At 63.7% G+C, this 15,852-nt stretch carries 18 protein-coding genes and 1 pseudogene; 6 read left to right on the top strand and 13 right to left on the bottom strand.

What is annotated here, in order from left to right; genetic code table 11:
• Nucleotides 1–11: 11 nt before the first annotated feature.
• Together ACX80V_RS14215 and ACX80V_RS14210 are read right to left on the bottom strand one after the other, a co-directional pair.
• Nucleotides 12–836: a PhzF family phenazine biosynthesis protein gene (locus ACX80V_RS14215; RefSeq protein ID WP_485843688.1), complete on the bottom strand. Its 825-nt coding sequence runs from the start codon at nucleotides 834–836 to the stop codon at nucleotides 12–14.
• 253 nt (nucleotides 837–1,089) lie between these two features.
• Nucleotides 1,090–1,206 (bottom strand): annotated as a pseudogene (locus ACX80V_RS14210) (MBL fold metallo-hydrolase); the annotation flags it as partial.
• Nucleotides 1,207–1,451: 245 nt separating this feature from the next.
• On the opposite strand from ACX80V_RS14210, the gene ACX80V_RS14205 reads away from it, so the two are divergent.
• The 3 genes from ACX80V_RS14205 to ACX80V_RS14195 all read left to right on the top strand — a co-directional run bounded on the left by ACX80V_RS14205 (nucleotide 1,452) and on the right by ACX80V_RS14195 (nucleotide 5,025).
• Entirely contained in the window at nucleotides 1,452–2,801 is a 1,350-nt protein-coding gene (locus ACX80V_RS14205) for an MFS transporter (RefSeq protein ID WP_485843687.1), read from the top strand.
• Between the two features lie 50 nt (nucleotides 2,802–2,851).
• A complete protein-coding gene (locus tag ACX80V_RS14200; RefSeq protein WP_485843686.1) occupies nucleotides 2,852–4,108 on the top strand; it encodes an aminopeptidase P family protein in 1,257 nt (418 codons plus the stop codon).
• Nucleotides 4,109–4,185: 77 nt separating this feature from the next.
• A complete protein-coding gene (locus ACX80V_RS14195) occupies nucleotides 4,186–5,025 on the top strand; it encodes an IclR family transcriptional regulator (protein ID WP_485843685.1) in 840 nt (279 codons plus the stop codon).
• Nucleotides 5,026–5,177: 152 nt separating this feature from the next.
• Here the strand turns inward: ACX80V_RS14195 and ACX80V_RS14190 are convergent, their stop codons facing one another.
• The 6 genes from ACX80V_RS14190 to ACX80V_RS14165 all read right to left on the bottom strand — a co-directional run bounded on the left by ACX80V_RS14190 (nucleotide 5,178) and on the right by ACX80V_RS14165 (nucleotide 8,291).
• Nucleotides 5,178–5,330: a hypothetical protein gene (locus ACX80V_RS14190; protein WP_485843684.1), complete on the bottom strand. Its 153-nt coding sequence runs from the start codon at nucleotides 5,328–5,330 to the stop codon at nucleotides 5,178–5,180.
• A gap of 23 nt (nucleotides 5,331–5,353) precedes the next feature.
• Nucleotides 5,354–5,773, bottom strand: coding sequence for a GAF domain-containing protein (locus tag ACX80V_RS14185; protein WP_485843683.1), 420 nt, complete (start codon nucleotides 5,771–5,773; stop codon nucleotides 5,354–5,356).
• Between the two features lie 161 nt (nucleotides 5,774–5,934).
• On the bottom strand, nucleotides 5,935–6,717 hold the full coding sequence (locus tag ACX80V_RS14180) for an ANTAR domain-containing protein (protein WP_485843682.1): 783 nt from the start codon (nucleotides 6,715–6,717) through the stop codon (nucleotides 5,935–5,937).
• Nucleotides 6,701–6,973 carry a hypothetical protein gene (locus tag ACX80V_RS14175; RefSeq protein WP_485843681.1) on the bottom strand — a complete coding sequence of 91 codons (273 nt, stop codon included), beginning with the start codon at nucleotides 6,971–6,973 and terminating at the stop codon, nucleotides 6,701–6,703. Before ACX80V_RS14175 ends, ACX80V_RS14180 begins: the two co-directional genes overlap by 17 nt.
• Complete coding sequence (locus ACX80V_RS14170) at nucleotides 6,970–7,701, bottom strand: GAF and ANTAR domain-containing protein (protein ID WP_485843680.1); 732 nt, start codon at nucleotides 7,699–7,701, stop codon at nucleotides 6,970–6,972. Before ACX80V_RS14170 ends, ACX80V_RS14175 begins: the two co-directional genes overlap by 4 nt.
• Nucleotides 7,702–7,904: 203 nt before the next feature.
• Entirely contained in the window at nucleotides 7,905–8,291 is a 387-nt protein-coding gene (locus ACX80V_RS14165) for an SGNH/GDSL hydrolase family protein (RefSeq protein ID WP_485843679.1), read from the bottom strand.
• 66 nt (nucleotides 8,292–8,357) lie between these two features.
• On the opposite strand from ACX80V_RS14165, the gene ACX80V_RS14160 reads away from it, so the two are divergent.
• The 3 genes from ACX80V_RS14160 to ACX80V_RS14150 all read left to right on the top strand — a co-directional run bounded on the left by ACX80V_RS14160 (nucleotide 8,358) and on the right by ACX80V_RS14150 (nucleotide 11,027).
• A complete protein-coding gene (locus ACX80V_RS14160) occupies nucleotides 8,358–9,305 on the top strand; it encodes an alpha/beta hydrolase (RefSeq protein ID WP_485843678.1) in 948 nt (315 codons plus the stop codon).
• 157 nt (nucleotides 9,306–9,462) lie between these two features.
• Complete coding sequence (locus tag ACX80V_RS14155; protein WP_485843709.1) at nucleotides 9,463–10,188, top strand: FadR/GntR family transcriptional regulator; 726 nt, start codon at nucleotides 9,463–9,465, stop codon at nucleotides 10,186–10,188.
• 71 nt (nucleotides 10,189–10,259) lie between these two features.
• Nucleotides 10,260–11,027: a glucosamine-6-phosphate deaminase gene (locus ACX80V_RS14150; RefSeq protein WP_485843677.1), complete on the top strand. Its 768-nt coding sequence runs from the start codon at nucleotides 10,260–10,262 to the stop codon at nucleotides 11,025–11,027.
• On the opposite strand, the gene ACX80V_RS14145 is transcribed toward ACX80V_RS14150, so the two are convergent.
• From ACX80V_RS14145 to chvE, 5 genes are all read right to left on the bottom strand, one after another.
• The gene (locus tag ACX80V_RS14145; protein ID WP_485843676.1) at nucleotides 11,024–11,236 is read right to left on the bottom strand and encodes a hypothetical protein; all 213 of its coding nucleotides are present in this window, start codon (nucleotides 11,234–11,236) and stop codon (nucleotides 11,024–11,026) included. The two genes, ACX80V_RS14150 and ACX80V_RS14145, sit on opposite strands and share 4 nt — an antisense overlap.
• A gap of 14 nt (nucleotides 11,237–11,250) precedes the next feature.
• On the bottom strand, nucleotides 11,251–11,460 hold the full coding sequence (locus ACX80V_RS14140; RefSeq protein WP_485843675.1) for a hypothetical protein: 210 nt from the start codon (nucleotides 11,458–11,460) through the stop codon (nucleotides 11,251–11,253).
• A 37-nt stretch (nucleotides 11,461–11,497) separates the two neighbouring features.
• Complete coding sequence (mmsB, locus tag ACX80V_RS14135) at nucleotides 11,498–12,808, bottom strand: multiple monosaccharide ABC transporter permease (protein ID WP_485843674.1); 1,311 nt, start codon at nucleotides 12,806–12,808, stop codon at nucleotides 11,498–11,500.
• A gap of 4 nt (nucleotides 12,809–12,812) precedes the next feature.
• Nucleotides 12,813–14,342: a multiple monosaccharide ABC transporter ATP-binding protein gene (gene mmsA / locus ACX80V_RS14130; RefSeq protein WP_485843673.1), complete on the bottom strand. Its 1,530-nt coding sequence runs from the start codon at nucleotides 14,340–14,342 to the stop codon at nucleotides 12,813–12,815.
• Between the two features lie 109 nt (nucleotides 14,343–14,451).
• A complete protein-coding gene (chvE, locus tag ACX80V_RS14125; RefSeq protein WP_485843672.1) occupies nucleotides 14,452–15,576 on the bottom strand; it encodes a multiple monosaccharide ABC transporter substrate-binding protein in 1,125 nt (374 codons plus the stop codon).
• Between the last annotated feature and the right edge of the window lie 276 nt (nucleotides 15,577–15,852).

Here is a 15,852-nt window from a genome sequence, read left to right as displayed (position 1 = left end):
CTGGCCAGGACCTAGCCGGCCAGGTGCACAATACCTTCGAGGTACCGCACGCACGTGCCGGAGAGCAGGGTGCGCTCCCCTTCCACACGGCAGAGCACGGTCCCACCACGTTCCGAGAGCTGGCGGCCAGCCAGCACCGTGCTGCCCAACCGGCCCGCCCAGAGCGGTGCCAGCTGGGAGTGCGCCGACCCGGTCACCGGGTCCTCGTCGATGCCGGCCCGGGCACCGAAGAACCGTGAGACGAAGTCGTGGCCGGTACCGCCACCCGCAGCGGTAACAACGACGCCGCGAACCGGCAGCTTCGCAAGCGCCCCGAAATCGGGGGTCAGGGTGCGCACAGCCTCTGCATCCTTGACGACATGGATGAGGTCGGTTGCCAGGAAAGCCTCGAGTGCCGGAACGCCGAGGGCTTCGGTGACCGAGGGGTCCACGGCCACCGGTTCGGGCATCTCGGACGGGAAGTCCAGGATGAAGCCGTCACCGTCGCGCTCCACAAAAAGCCAGCCGCTGCGGCTCCAGAACTGCAGCCGGTTGGCGTCAGGATGGACGTCCGTGAAGAGGTAGGAGGCCGTTGCCAGCGTGGCGTGACCGCAGAGGTCCACTTCAATTGCCGGTGTGAACCAGCGGAGGTGGTAGGCCGGCTGTGCCAGGTCGAAGGGTGGGGCCTCGGCGGGGATATGCGCCACAACGAATGCCGTCTCGGAGAGGTTGTTCTCCCCTGCGAGCTGCTGGAGGACACTATCTTCCAGCCAGCCGTCCAGTGGCATCACGGCTGCTGGATTGCCTTCGAAAGGCTTGGTGGCGAAGGCATCGATCTGGATCAGGGGTATGTGCATGCCTCCCACCGTAGCGGCGAACTGGACTGGAAAAATAGAGCCAGTTTGAGAAAGTGGATTGCCCCGAAGAACTCGGCCGCTTTCCGGTGCGTGGCCGATTCCGGCCAGGCACAGCCCGGGCAGTCAAAACCGCCCTGCCGATTTAGCCGCAGCAGGGACTACGCCGTCCGCGTCACACCGGCCTGGGCCACGGCGGGCTCCAGGGCAACCATGACTGCTTTCACTGGATCACACGCGTGTTGGTGGGATGGTCTCACTGGGCCAGCTGTGCCAGGGTCTTCCGCTCGGCCCCGATGCTGGTGTTGTCGCCATGGCCGGTGCGGACCACGGTTTCGGCCGGCAGTGGCAGCAGCCGTTCCCTGATGGCGCTCGTAGGCTGCACTGGCCCGCAGCCCGAGTGGGGACGCGGGCGCCTGCCTCCATTGCAACATGGCTTCATCCTACGCAACTACTTGCAGGACCTCCATTGCGTCGCGTCACGGGAAAGGTGGCTATCGACCTCGAAAAAAGCGGCGTGACGTGAATCGCAAAGAGGCATTGACTGTGCTGCTTATCACGCTTAGTCTGTTGCAACAGCGTTGCGCTGAATGCAACCCCAAGCAACTTGGTGGATACATGAGTAACGAAACTTCCTCCCTGGCTCCTCACCGGACAACGGCCAGTCAGGGCGCCGCGCCTGCTGACGACGTCGTCAGCAGGGAAACCCGCCGCAGGGTCATCGCGGCCAGCTTCATCGGCAACTTCGTTGAATGGTTCGACTACGCCGTCTACGGCTACCTTGCCGTCACGATCGCCACAGTGTTCTTTCCTGAATCAGATCCCCAGACCGGGCTCCTGCTGACCTTCGCCCTGTTCGCGATTTCATTCCTGGTACGCCCGCTCGGCGGGTTCGTCTGGGGCCACATCGGTGACAGGGTGGGCCGGCGGACTGCACTTTCGCTGTCCATCCTGATCATGTCAGGAGCAACCTTCTGCATAGCCCTCATTCCGGGCTATGCCACGATCGGCATCTGGGCTCCCATCCTGCTTCTGGTCATCCGGGTAGCGCAGGGCTTCTCCGCCTCTGGTGAATACGCTGGAGCGTCGGCCTTCCTGGTCGAGTACGCTCCGGCCAACAAGCGCGGCCTATACGCCGCGGTTGTTCCCGCCAGTACCGCGGCCGGCCTGCTCCTCGGCTCCTTGATCGCAGGCCTGTTGACAGTCCTTCTGAGTTCCGATGCCATGCAAAGCTGGGGTTGGCGCCTGCCGTTCCTGCTCGCAGCCCCGATGGGCCTGATCGGACGCTACATCCGGACCAAGCTCGAAGACACCCCGGTGTTCCGCGAGCTGGCAGCGGAGGACGAGGCAATCAAGGCGCCCGTGTCCAGCCTGTTCCGGAACCACTGGCGGCAGCTGCTGCAGGCCGTCGGAGCCGTGCTGCTCAACGCCGTCGGGTTCTACGTCATCCTCAGCTACATGCCCACCTATTTGTCCTCGGAACTGGGCCTTGGCGAAACCGAATCGTTCCTTGCGACGACCATCGCGCTGGTCACGTACATCGGGTTCATCTTCCTCACGGGGATGCTCTCGGACCGCTACGGACGCAAGAAGGTGCTGATCAGTGCATCCATCGCCTTTATTGTGCTGACCGTGCCCGCCTTCGCACTGCTGGGAACCGGGAACTTCCTGGTCATCGTGCTTGTGCAGATCCTGCTGGGCGCGATGCTCAAGCTCAACGACGGAACACTTCCCAGCTTCCTGGCCGAAATGTTCCCCACGCGCGTCCGCTACAGCGGCTTCGCGGTCAGCTTCAACCTCTCCAACGCCCTCTTCGGCGGCACCGCCCCGTTCATGGCCACGCTCCTGATCGCGGCCACGGCCAACGACCTCGCGCCGGCGTGGTACCTCGTCGCTGCGGCGGCCATCTCGCTGGTCGCCGTCGCCCTTTCCAGAGAAACCTGCAAAGAGCCATTGCGCCACGACTAACCGACTTCTTCTTCCCACCTCAAGTAACTGCACCACAGAAAGGCACCACCATGACCACCACAACATCCGAGAACGCAACGTCCGTCGCCGAACTGGAGCGGCTCAAGGTACTGAAGAACGGCGAGAAAGTCAGCCTCACCTTCTCTGACGCCGAGTTCGAGCGCCGTCTCGCCGGCCTCCGACGCATCATGGCAGAGAAGGAACTGGACGCCGTCGTCCTCACCAGCTACCACTCCATCAAGTACTACTCCGACTTCCTGTTCACCACGTTCGGCCGCCCCTACGCCATGGTGGTCACCAAGGATGACAACGTCACTGTTACCGCCAATATCGACGCCGGCATGCCCTGGCGCCGCAGCTTCGGCGACAACATCATCTACACGGACTGGCGCCGGGACAACTACATCTTCGCCATCCAGGAAGTCCTGCGGACGCGCGGGATCAACCCGCGCCGGCTCGGCGTGGAAGACGACTCGCTGCCGCTGGACAACTGCAACAAGATCCAGGCCGCCTTCTCCGGCGCCACGCTCGTGGACGTGGCCCAGGCTGCGATGCGCCAGCGCATGATCAAGTCAGCGGAGGAAATCGAGGTCATCAAGCACGGTGCCCGGATCGGCGACCTCGGCGGCGAAGCCATCCGCAACGCCATCACCGCCGGCATCATGGAATACGAGGTGGCCCTGATCGGCACCGAGGCCATGGTCCACGAGATCGCCCGGACGTTCCCCAACTCCGAAATCCGGGACACCTGGGTCTGGTTCCAGTCCGGCATCAACACCGACGGCGCCCACAACTGGGCCACCACGCGCAAGATCAAGGAACACGACATCCTGTCCCTGAACTGCTTCCCCATGACCTCCGGCTACTACACGGCACTGGAACGGACGCTCTTCTACGGCGAACCAGATGCCCGCTCGCTGGAACTGTGGAACATCAACGTGGAGGTCCACAAGCGCGGCCTTGAGCTGATCAAGCCCGGCGCCGTGTGCAAGGACATCGCCGCGGAGCTCAACGAGATCTACGTGGGCCACGGGCTCCTCGCCAACCGGACGTTCGGCTACGGACACTCCTTCGGTGTCCTCAGCCACTATTACGGCCGCGAAGCCGGTCTGGAGCTTCGCGAGGACATCGACACGGTGCTGGAACCGGGCATGGTGGTCTCCATGGAACCCATGATTACCGTCCTGGATGGCCAGCCGGGCGCCGGCGGCTACCGCGAGCACGACATCCTGGTGGTGGGCGAAGACGGCGCCGAGAACATCACCAAGTTCCCGTTCGGCCCCGAGTACAACATCATCGGAGCCTAAGTCCTCCAACCAGGGAGCGGCGCCGTGTCTGACGCGGCGCCGCTTTCCGCTGACTATGCGCAATGATAGTGAGCATCATGACCACACCAGATTCCATTGATACCCACGGCAGCGACACCAACGGCAAGGGCGACACCAAGGGCGCCTCAGTCATCGTCAACGCCATCGCCGTCCTCCGATCATTCACGGCCGACGAGCCGTTACTTGGCGTGACGGAGATCGCCGGCCGGGTGGGCCTGCACAAGAGCACCGTGTCAAGGATCCTGGCAACCTTCGAACAGGAAAACCTCGTGGAACGCGATGCGGACACGCGCCGTTTCCGCCTCGGACTGGGCCTGATCGCCGTCGCCGGTCCGTTGCTGGCCGAACTGGAGGAGCGGCGGGTCGCCTATCCGGTCCTGCGCGAACTCACGGAACTGACCGGTGAAACCAGTGCCCTGATGATGTGGGAGGGCAACGAGTCGATCTGCGTGGAGCAGATTGCCAGCCGCCACCAGATCAAGCACACTGCGCCGCTGGGGGCCCGCTACAGCGACGCGTTGAGTTCCTCGGTTCAGGTTTTCCTTGGAGTCCAACCGGAGGAGAGGGTGCGTGCCCTCCTGCGCAGCGGAGCCATTACCTACCCCGGGCTGGACGAGGCCTCCCTTGAGGACTATCTGCTCCGCCTTAAAGACGACTCCCGCCGCGGGTGGGCCATCAACTACGGCGAGTCCTCCTTGGATGAAGTCGGCGTCGCCGCCCCCGTCTACGATCACCGCGGCGACCTTGTGGCAGCAGTCCTCATCCCGGCCCCGCGTTTCCGCGTCTCCAAGGAGCGCCTGGAGAGCCTCGGCGAATCCTGCAAGGCAGCGGCGGACAAAGTCACCGCACGGCTGGGCGGCAACGCACCCGGCGCCATCAAACGCTCTCTCACTTAACGCAGGAAAGTCACCAACGCTCTCTCACTTGCCTCACTTCATACTCACCCACAGATCCGGCGATGCCGAAGTAGTAAAGCCACAGGTCACCCGTGCTGACTTGTGCTGCTGCCAATGCTGCTTGGAGCCTGCGGCGATGCTCCGGTTCGTTGTTATCGAAGCCCATCACTACTGCCTCTGCGCGGGTCGGAGGCCACGCCAGCCAGGACAATGGTGCTGACTTCCTTAAGCGTGCTGCGTGTCGCACGGGCCTGCCGCATCAGCTGCTGCAGGGCGGCGTCCTCGGTGACGGTGTGGCGCTCCATGAGTATTCCGCAGCCCCGGTTAATCAGGAGGCAAAAAGCTCCATGAGGGCGGCGGTGGCATCTTCGAAAGCGCCGGGGGAGGCCGCGTAGATCTTCATTGCACCTATAGCCTGCCCGTCGGCGATCAGCGGGGTGCTGATCACTGAGCGGATTGGCATGTCAACGACGGCGGCGCTCCAGTTTGGCCAGCGGGCTTCAGTTGCAACGTCATGGATGAGGATGCTCTGTTGGGTGGCCCAGGCTGTCAGGCAGGGCCCCTGGACCAGTTCATACTGAAGGGCGTCGGCGCGTTCAACGATGCTGTCGGTAGACCCGGAACTGACCGGGCGGGCATGGGGGGATGGAATCCCTAACGGCGCGGGAGAGGTGCTGGACGGCGTGGTCCACTTTTTCTTCCGTGAGGAGCAGCCCCATGATCCTGCCCAAGGCAGTGGATAGTTCATCCAGGGGAAACTTCTTGATCATGGTTTTGCCTCCGGCCATTCTGCGTGACCGGCCTGCGGCGGGCCGGATGAGCCTGTTTGTGACCGTTCAGCGCTTCAGGTAAATCCTAGCGTGCGTGGTGGGCTGCGGGCCCGGACCTGCACGGATTCAGGCTGTTTGGCTATTCATCGTAGGTGGTGGGAAAGTCCCGTTCGCCGCCAATTCCGGAAATGATGCCGGCGGCCACCTCCTTTAGCTTGATATTGCGGTAACTGGAGGCCTTGACCAATATCTGGAATGCCGCATCGCGGTTGCACCGGTTCTGCGCCATGATGGCCCCAATGGCCGTGTCAATGACAGTGCGGGATTTCAGGGCGGCGGCGAGGTCGTCACGCGCGTCGCGCAACTGTGCGATGTTCAGGGCAAGGTCCAGCGCCTTGGCGGCGATGCCCGCCAGGCCAACAGCCGCATCAATCCCGTACTGCGGGAAGCCATCCGTGTTGGGGGAGTAGAGGTTGATCACCGCCTGCGCAGGAGCCTGCAGATGCATTGGTACTGCCAGGATGGAGCCGATGCCCGTCTGGCGGGCAGCCTCGTTGTATTTCGGCCAACGGGCATCGGCGTCCAGATCCGGGACGTGGACCATCGACTCTGTCCGAAGGGCTGTCAGGCAGGGTCCATGGCCGATGCTGTTTTGCAGTTCGTCCAGATTCCACGCACGCATGTCACTGCTGGCAGCAGCGACCGGCCGCTTCTGCCGGACTACCGTGATCCCGCAGGACAAGTGGTTCCCTGGCTGCGACAGCTGGGTGGCAAAAATCGCGGCGGTGTCCGTCAGGAATTCACGGACGTCGGAGCTTGCCAGGACGAGGTCCTGCAGGTGGAGCACAAACTCGTGCAGGTGGGCGCCGGCGCGTCCAACGTTGCCGGATTCGGGTTCTCGGATATCAAAGTCCTGGGACATGTGCACTTCCCGGTCCGTCCGCCGTGATCTCCTTGATGGCGGCCTGGATGAGATCCATCTGCAGTGGGGCCAACTCCACCAGCTCGTGCAGATAGGCGTCCACCCCGAGCTGATCGACGTTTCCGCCGATCCCGTAGTAGTAGGTCCATAGCCCGGGGAGACTGATGTTCCCGCTCTGGAACTGGGCGGCCGCAAGCTTGCGCTGGTCCGCCTCGAAGGCAGGCTGGGGGGTGCCCAATCCGCCGTCGTCCATCATTTCTCTCCGCCTCCGGTGATGACGGGGATATCCGAGGCGTGGTGCAGGATGTCCTCGGCGATGTCATGCAGCCGGCGGTTGCTGCTGCGGGAAGCCAGGTGCAGGAGCTTGACGGCGGTTTCATGGCTGCAGCGGTTCTGCACCATGATCAGGGCAACGGCCGAGTCCACAACGGCCCGGGACCGCAGCGCCGACCTCAAATGCTCCGGGTAGGGGTCCGAAGGGTGCACACGGATTGCCAGCCGCAGAATCCGGGAAAGCGATGCAGCGTGCTCCTCAATGGCGGTCACCGTGTCCGGGGCAAACGTATTCAGCTGGGTTGAGTAGCAGTTAAGGGCGGAGCGGGAACCGTTGTCGGTGGGGATGGGGACGGCCAGGATTGTCCGGATGCCTTCGTCTGCGACCGCCCCGGCATACCAGGCCCAACTCTCGTCCGCCTGAAGATCACGGATGAGGACTGTGCGCTGCTCCCGCAGCGCCGTCAGGCAGGGGCCGTCGTCGAAGGCGTACTGGCGTTCGTCCAGGCTCCGGGCCGTCTCCGTGCTGCTGGCTACCGTCGCTGGCCCGGTCTCCCGTTCCACCGTGATGGCACAGAGCAGGGGCGTGTCCCCGCCCAGCAAGGACGCGGAGATCGCGGTCAGTCCCAGGAGGAATTCGGTGAAACCCGGACTCTCAAGAAGCAGGTCCTGTAATTGCTTCGCCGTCGGCAGGGCGTCATTCTCGGCCATGCGGCCTCAATTCCAAGCATCGCCGGGGTCACACGACCCGGCTGGCGGCTGTGCGCTCTCTTCGCGCGCGGCCCGTATATTCAACCCCGGACCTACATATGCCACCCCGAAATCTCCTACTACCGACACTACGCCCTTCCAGGGCAGCCGCCGGTGGGCCCGGTGAAGTATTAGCAGCCGGGAGTGGCACGGCGCCAATGTATTCAGTGCGCGTCCGCCACGGCGGCGAGCTGCGGACCCAGCCGTGCAGCCATCAGCCGGTAGCCCGTATTGTCGGGGTGGAGCGTATCCGGCATCAGTTCGGCGGCTTCGCCGGGAGTGAAGACGGCGGCGCCGTCCAGGCAGTGGAACCCGTGGTCGCCGCGTTCCCGCAGGACACGCACGACGGCGGCTGTTGCGTTCCGGTAGTCCCTTAAGGTCATCCCGACGGCGTTGGGCAGTTCCTCCCGGGGCAGCGACGGCATGGGGGTGATGACGGCAACCGGCGCCAGGGGATGGGCTTTGCGGATGTTTGCCAGGAATCCCAGGACCTGGCTGGCGTAGCTGCGTTCGGAGAAAACGGCTGCGTTGTAGGAGTTGATGGAATCCACGGCACAGATTTACCGGTTTCCTGCTCGGCGACTTTGCCGGGAGGCACCACGCTGTAGGCTCGGCACATGGCTGATCTGCGGCGTCGGACGTTTGTCTTTCGCGCGCTGGTTGGTGCGGCGGCCGCGGCGGCCGTTGGCACTCTCGGCGCCGCGTGTTCGCCCGGCGCCGAGCGGGACGGTACCGCCGGTGGCGGTGCCAAGGGGGATGCAGTGAAGCGGCACAAGTACCAGTACGGCGAGGACGCCAGCCAGTGGGGCGAGCTTTTCCTGCCGGAGCTGCCGGCCGGCGCCGAGCACCGCGGCGTGGTGGTGGTGATCCATGGCGGCTACTGGCGCTCGCAGTACGGCGCAGAGCTGGGGGAGCCCATCGCCAAGGACCTGGCCGCCCATGGCATGGCCGCCTGGAACCTTGAATACCGCCGGGCCGGAAACGGCGGCGGCTGGCCAAACACCTTCATTGACGTGCTGGCCGGTATCGACAAGCTGGGTGACCTCGCGGCAAAGCATGCCCTGAACCTGGGTCCGGTGGTGGCGCTGGGCCATTCAGCCGGCGGGCATCTGGCCGCCTGGGCTGCCGGCCGGGGCAAGCTTGCCCAGCTGGGAATGCCGGATGCTGACCGCCAGGTGCCCCGCACCTCAGATGCCTCCGCGGTGCACCTCACCGGAGTGGTCAGCCAGTCTGGCCTGCTCAACCTGGCCGAGGCGGAGAAGCTGAACCTCAGCAACGGTGCGGTGAGCAACCTCCTGGGCGGGTCGTCGTCGAAATATCCGCACCGCTACAAATACGCCGACCCCATGACCGCCCTTCCGCTGGCCGTGCCGGTGATCGCTGTCCATGGATCCGGGGACACCACGGTTCCCCTGGGTCAGTCCGAGTCCTATGTGAACGCCGGAACCACAGCAAACATGGAGACGCGGCTGGTGAGGGTTCCCGGGGACCATTACGCCCTGATCGACCCCAAAACGCCTGGTTACCGGGCGTGCCGCGAGCTTGTTCGGTCCCTTTTGGGTTAGATTCGGCGCTCCTGGGTTAGATTCGGTCCCTCAGGGTTGGAACTGCTCAAAAAATACGTTCCCAATATCTAGACATTGGACGTCCCATCTCCTGTACCCTTGAGATGTAGGACAAGTCGCGACCCTTAAGCGCGGCAAGGAGGAGACCCACGTGGCCATCGCATCGCAAGAAGTATCGCCCGCCCGTTTCAGTGCGCAGCTCCGTTCGCATGCCCTGCAGACGCGGATCATGGACCTCATTCTGGACCGCGGCCTTGACGTCGGTGACGCGCTGCCCACCGAAAGTGAGCTCTCCGCCGAGCTCGGCGTGGGCCGCAACACCGTCCGCGAGTCCCTGAAAGTACTGCAGGCACTGGGCGTCATCGAGATCCGGCATGGCTTTGGCATGTTCGTTGCACCCAACAACTTCAGCGCCCTGGTGTCCGGCCTGACGTTCCGCGGCCGGCTGTCCCTCCGCCACAAGGGCGAGGAAGCCATGGAGCTCATCGATGTGCGCCAGGCCCTTGAGTCCGGGCTGATCGGACCGGCCATTGACCTGCTCACCGACGAGCACGTGGCTGACCTGCGCTCCACCATGGAAGCCATGGAGGACGCGGCCATGAAGGGGGAGCCGCTGCATGAGCACGACGCCGAATTCCACCGCCGCCTGTACGCCCCCCTGAACAATGAGCTGCTCATCAACCTCATGGATGTGTTCTGGCAGGTTTACCGCAAGATCCACCTGGCCATCGGTACCGGTCCGGTCAACCTCGAGCAGCAGACGCAGGACCACTGGGACATCTTCGAGGCCGTGTCCAACAAGGACAAGGCACTTGCGTCCGAACGCCTGCAGCGCCACTTTGACGGCATCCGCCTGAAACTCAAGGACGTCGCGGCCGCCTAGCCTCTTTTCCCTCCGCCGCCCGCGCCCCGGGCGGACTTAACCCTGCCCTTTTCGTAGAGAGTGCCCTTGTTGTGGAAATTTTCGTTGTGCCTACCGCCTCAGCCACCGGTTCCGTAGCCGCCGGGATCCTCGCTGCCGTCATTCGCAGCAAGCCCGACGCCGTCCTGGGCGTGGCCACGGGCGGATCGCCGCTGCCCATCTACGCGGCGCTCGCCAACCACCGGCTCGACATGTCCTCCGTCCGTGCCTTCGCCCTCGACGAGTACGTGGGCCTGCCCGCCGGACATCCCGAAAGCTACGCCGAAGTTGTCCGGCGCGAAGTGACTGGGCGGCTGCATCTGGATCCTGCCAACGTTGCCGTGCCGGACGGAAGCGCCGCGGACCCCGAGGCCGCAGCCGCTGACTACGACGCCGCCATTGCCGGCGTTGGCGGCGTCGACGTGCAGATCCTCGGCATCGGCCACAACGGCCACCTGGCCTTCAACGAGCCCGGCTCCGCCCTGGACTCCCGGACCCGCGTGGAAGTCCTCACGGAACGCACCCGCGAGGCGAACGCCCGCTACTTCAGCACCCCGGAAGAAGTGCCGCTCCGCTGCATCACGCAGGGTCTGGGCACCATCTTGGAAGCCCGCCACCTCCTGCTGGTGGTCAACGGCGCGGACAAGGCCGGCATCCTGGCCGCCGCCCTCAACGGGCCCGTCACCGCTGACTGCCCGGGGTCGGTCCTGCAGCTGCACCCGCACGTGACGGTGGTGGCTGACGAAGCCGCAGCGTCGCAGTTGGCGCCGGGGAGTGGACAGGTTGCCGTGCGCGTGTCCGGGGCGGCCGCCAGCGTCTAGGGCTTGTTGGTTTGCCCTTGCGGCTGAACCTCGTAGCTGTCCGTCTTGGCCACCATTTGCCGGCCGTGGTTGCCGTTGCACTTCAGCCACATCACTGACGAGTCCCCTGCAACGGCCTCAACTTCGCCGGTACGGACAACGCTCCCCCCAGAGCGCAGTTCCACCCAGCTGCCAATGAGCTGATCCCAGTCTCCGGTGGCTTCGTCCACGATTCCGCCAGCCTTCAGCAAACCAGTTCGCGGGTCATCCCGAAAGGAACCTGGTCTGACAGTGTTGCGGTGTAGCGGCCAGGAGCAACCCGGGTCACCAGGATGCCGTGCGTGCCTGTCAGGAGGGCGACTTCCTGAAGGCGCCGGACGGCGGCATCCAGCTCTTCGTCCAGAAGGCGCCGGCTGGCGACATCTATCTCAATGCGGTCCATGGGGGTAGACATATCGGTTCCTTGTTAATTGTTGCGGTAAGTTTCTTGGTTACTCAGGCTTGGCTGCGGAAACGGGGACCGGGCGATCCTTCGACGGGTCCGTCGTCCCTGCGGGTGCCAGGGATTCCGTGGTGGCCGGCGGGGACGTCCTGAACTTGAACCGCTTCCCGATAGTGCTGCCGCCGCCACCGCTGCGGTTCTTGTTGAAGATGTCGAAGCCGACGGCCAGCAGGAGGACCAGCCCCTTGATGAGCTGCTGGTAGTCGGTGCCCAGGCCCAGAATGGACATGCCGTTGTTCAGCACGCCCATGATCAGGCCACCGATCATGGCGCCGGCCACCGTGCCGATGCCGCCCTGGACTGCGGCGCCGCCGATGAATGCAGCGGCGATGGAGTCCAGTTCGAAGCCGGTGCCGCCGGCTGGCTGTGCCGAGTTGAGCCTTGCCGTGAACACCAGGCCTGCCAGTGCCGCCAGGACGCCCATGTTGACGAAGAGCCGGAAGGTGACGGCTTTGGTCTTGACCCCGGACAGCTCTGCTGCGTGCAGGTTGCCGCCGATCGCGTAGGTGTGGCGGCCGAAGACGCTGTTGTTCATCAGCGCCGTGTACACGATCACCAGGACTGCCAGCACGATCAGGACGATCGGGGTGCCCCGGTAGCTTGCGAGGAGGAACGTGATGATCAGCATGAGCAGGGCAACGAAGGTGGTCTTGGTCGCGAACCAGGCCATGGGTTCGTTTTCGAGGTCGAACTTTTTGCGGATCCGGCGTTCCTTGAGCGCCTGGATGAGCAGCGCAACAGTGGCGCCCACGCCCAGGATGACGGTCAGCCATTCCAGCACTGACGTGCCCCCGGAGATGTCCGGGAGGAAGCCGCCGCCCAGGGCCCGGAGTTCGGAGGGGAACGGGGTGATCTGCTGGTTCTTCAGGGTGATCAGGGTCAGGCCGCGGAAGATCAGCATGCCGGCGAGCGTGACGATGAACGCCGGGATGCCGACGTAGGCGATCCAGTATCCCTGCCACGCCCCGACGAGCGCTCCCACCAGGAGGCAGGCCGGGATGGCCAGCCACCAGGCCCAGCCCCAGTGGACCATCATGACGCCGGCAACGGCGCCGATGAAGCCGGCGATCGATCCCACCGAGAGGTCGATGTGGCCGGCAATAATCACCATGACCATGCCGATGGCGAGGATGAGGATGTAGCTGTTCTGGACCACCAGGTTGGTGACGTTCTGCGGCTCCAGGAGGATGCCGTTGGTCAGTATCTGGAACAGCAGGACGATCAGGATCAGGGCAACGAAGATGCCAACCTGCCGGAGGCGGCTTGTCAGGAAGCCGAGGGATTCTCGTAGGGCGGACATGGTCCTATTCCTTCTCTTTGGTCATGTAGTGCATGAGGGTTTCCTGGGATGCTTCGGCGATGGGCACCTCGCCGGTGATATGGCCGGCCGACAGGGTGTAGATCCTGTCGCAGATGCCGAGGAGTTCGGGCAGTTCCGAGGAGATGACAATGACAGCTTTTCCCTCCGCCGCGAGCCTGGCGATGATCGTGTAGATCTCGAATTTGGCGCCGACGTCGATCCCGCGGGTGGGCTCATCGAGGATCAGCACGTCCGGGTCCGAGAACATCCACTTGCTTAGCACCACCTTCTGCTGGTTTCCGCCGGACAGTTTGCCGGTGATGGCAGCAACTGAGGGCGCCTTGATGTTCATGCTCTTGCGGTAGCCGTTGGCCACCACCGTTTCCCGGTTCTTGTCCACCCAGCCGCCCTTGACCAGCTTGCGGAGCGCGGCCATGGAGATGTTCCGCTGGATATCCTCAATGAGGTTCAGGCCGTAGTGCTTCCGGTCTTCGGTGGCATACGCGATCCCGTGCCCGATCGCCTGAGACACCGTGGAGGTGTTGATTTCCTTGCCGTACTTGTACACCTTCCCGGACACCGCCGTGCCGTAAGTGCGTCCGAAAACGCTCATGGCCAGCTCGGTCCGGCCCGCTCCCATCAGGCCTGCGAGGCCCACCACTTCGCCCTTGCGGACGTTGAGGCTGGCGTTGTGCACCACCATGCGTGTGTGGTCCTGGGGGTGCCTGACGGACCAGTCCTCGATCCGCAGGACTTCCTCCCCGATCTTCGGGTCCCGGTCCGGGTAGAGGCTTTCCAGGTCCCGGCCCACCATGCCGCGGATAATCCGTTCCTGCGTGATCTGGCCTTCATCGAGCCGGAGCGTCTCGATGGTTTTGCCGTCGCGGATGATGGTGACGGCGTCTGCGACTCTGCGGATTTCGTTGAGTTTGTGGCTGATGATGATGCTGGTGATGCCCTGGCCCTTCAGATGCAGGATCAGGTCCAGGAGGTGGCCGGAGTCCTCGTCGTTGAGCGCGGCGGTGGGCTCGTCCAGGATGAGGAGCTTGACTTCCTTCGAGAGCGCCTTGGCGATTTCCACCAACTGCTGCTTGCCCACGCTGATGTGCTGGACCGGTGTGATGGGGTTTTCGCTCAGGCCCACCCTGGCCAGCAGTTTGGCGGCCTCCAGGTTGGTCTTCCGCCAGTCCACCCAGCCGTTCTTGGCCTGCTCGTTTCCGAGGTAGATGTTTTCGGCGATCGAGAGGTAGGGGCTCAGGGCGAGCTCCTGGTGGATGATGACGATGCCGCGTTTCTCGCTGTCGTTGATGCTGGAGAAGTTGCAGGGCTCGTTTTCGAAAAGGATGTCCCCGTCGAAGGAGTTGTGCGGGTAGACCCCGGACAGGACTTTCATCAGGGTGGACTTGCCCGCCCCGTTCTCTCCGCAAATGGCGTGGACCTCGCCACGGTTCACGTCAAGGGTGACATCCTGCAGGGCCTTCACGCCCGGAAAGGTTTTGGTGATTCCTCGCATTTGAAGAATGGGTGTGTTCATCGTCAATTCCCACTGACTGGTTGGAAAACTGGACCGGCCTGCGGCTGCAGGGGTCTACGGGAAGGGGTTGCGGCCAGGCCGTGCGGCCGGCCGCAACCCCGCAAGATGGTTACTTGACGTCGGCGTCGGTGTAGTAGCCGGAGTCGATGAGTTCCTTCTTGTAGTTTTCCGCAGTGATGATCACGGACTTGAGCAGGTAGGCCGGAACCACCTTGACCTTGTTGTTGTAGGTCTTGGTGTCGTTGACCTCCGGCTCCTGGCCCTTCAGCAGGGCGTCGACCATCTTCACGGCCTGGGAACCCAGCTGGCGGGTGTCCTTGAAGATGGTGGAGTACTGCTCACCGGCGATGATGGACTTCACGGAGCCCTTCTCAGCGTCCTGGCCCGTGACGACCGGCAGGTCACCCTTGACGTAGCCGCCGGTGCTGGTCAGGGCCGAGATGATGCCGATGGAGAGGCCGTCATAGGGGGAGAGCACACCGTCGAGCTTGGTCCCGGAGCTGTAGGCCGCGGTGAGGATGTCCTCCATCCGCTTCTGGGCAACGGGGGCCTGCCAGCGCAGGATGGCTGCCTGCTCGAACTTGGTCTGGCCGCTGGGGACCTTGAGGTTTCCGGCGTCCAGGTACGGCTTCAGCGTGTCCATGGCGCCGGTCCAGAAGAAGTTGGCGTTGTTGTCATCCGGGCTGCCGGCGAAAAGCTCAACGTTGAACGGGCCCTTGCCCTCCACCTTCTTGCCGCTGGCATCAACCAGGCCCAGCCCGGTCAGCAGCGACGTTGCCTGCTGCACACCCACCGTGTAGTTATCGAACGTGGTGTAGAAATCAACGTTCGGCGTGCCGTTGATGAGGCGGTCGTAGGCGATGACCTTGACGTTCTGCTCCTTCGCCTTGGCCAGCACATCGGTCAGGGTGGTGCCGTCGATGGCGGCGACAATGAGCGCCTTGGCACCCTTGGTCAGCATGTTCTCGATCTGCGATACCTGCGTGGGGATATCGTCGTTGGCGAACTGCAGGTCAGTCTTGTAACCAAGTCCCTTCAAGGACTTTTCCACGTTTCCGCCATCGGCGATCCAACGCTCGGACGTCTGGGTGGGCATCGAAATACCCACCAGGGATTCACTGGGATTCGCAGTGGCGTCCGGGGTGGATGCGCCACCCCGGCTTCCGCACCCCGTGGCACCCACAGTGACTGCGAGGACGACGGCGACGGCGCCCAGGAATTTCCTAATTCTCACGATTTCTCCTCCCGCGGAAGCTTGTCCGCGAAGTGGTGCTGGGTCGGCAGGCGTCTGCGCTTGCCGGTGGAGCGGTACTGCTTTGGTGTGCAGGGCCCGAGCCCTAGACACCTGAAGAGCTACCAACACAGGCGCGGAGTTCAATGTGCCGGAAGCCTTGTTCCGTCTCCTTGTTGTTAGCGCTAACAACAAGGTTATTGCAGAGTTGGATGTGAGTCAAATCACTTTTATTGGTGAGCGGAAACGCCGGGCGTCTCCACTCGGAACTCCGAGCGC

It is taken from the genome of Pseudarthrobacter arbutini (assembly GCF_054510915.1).
Note: the sequence above shows the minus strand (reverse complement) of the source record. Positions and strands in the feature narration are given on the sequence as shown.

What these genes read in the sequence shown, in the direction of transcription:
- ACX80V_RS14140 (WP_485843675.1), bottom strand. Translation starts at nt 11,460, where the DNA reads ATGTCTACCCCCATGGACCGCATTGAGATAGATGTCGCCAGCCGGCGC.
- ACX80V_RS14170 (WP_485843680.1), bottom strand. Translation starts at nt 7,701, where the DNA reads ATGGCCGAGAATGACGCCCTGCCGACGGCGAAGCAATTACAGGACCTG.
- ACX80V_RS14205 (WP_485843687.1), top strand. Translation starts at nt 1,452, where the DNA reads ATGAGTAACGAAACTTCCTCCCTGGCTCCTCACCGGACAACGGCCAGT.
- mmsA (WP_485843673.1), bottom strand. Translation starts at nt 14,342, where the DNA reads ATGAACACACCCATTCTTCAAATGCGAGGAATCACCAAAACCTTTCCG.
- ACX80V_RS14195 (WP_485843685.1), top strand. Translation starts at nt 4,186, where the DNA reads ATGACCACACCAGATTCCATTGATACCCACGGCAGCGACACCAACGGC.
- ACX80V_RS14160 (WP_485843678.1), top strand. Translation starts at nt 8,358, where the DNA reads ATGGCTGATCTGCGGCGTCGGACGTTTGTCTTTCGCGCGCTGGTTGGT.
- ACX80V_RS14180 (WP_485843682.1), bottom strand. Translation starts at nt 6,717, where the DNA reads ATGTCCCAGGACTTTGATATCCGAGAACCCGAATCCGGCAACGTTGGA.
- ACX80V_RS14175 (WP_485843681.1), bottom strand. Translation starts at nt 6,973, where the DNA reads ATGATGGACGACGGCGGATTGGGCACCCCCCAGCCTGCCTTCGAGGCG.
- ACX80V_RS14200 (WP_485843686.1), top strand. Translation starts at nt 2,852, where the DNA reads ATGACCACCACAACATCCGAGAACGCAACGTCCGTCGCCGAACTGGAG.
- ACX80V_RS14215 (WP_485843688.1), bottom strand. Translation starts at nt 836, where the DNA reads ATGCACATACCCCTGATCCAGATCGATGCCTTCGCCACCAAGCCTTTC.
- ACX80V_RS14185 (WP_485843683.1), bottom strand. Translation starts at nt 5,773, where the DNA reads ATGAACTATCCACTGCCTTGGGCAGGATCATGGGGCTGCTCCTCACGG.
- ACX80V_RS14190 (WP_485843684.1), bottom strand. Translation starts at nt 5,330, where the DNA reads ATGGAGCGCCACACCGTCACCGAGGACGCCGCCCTGCAGCAGCTGATG.
- mmsB (WP_485843674.1), bottom strand. Translation starts at nt 12,808, where the DNA reads ATGTCCGCCCTACGAGAATCCCTCGGCTTCCTGACAAGCCGCCTCCGG.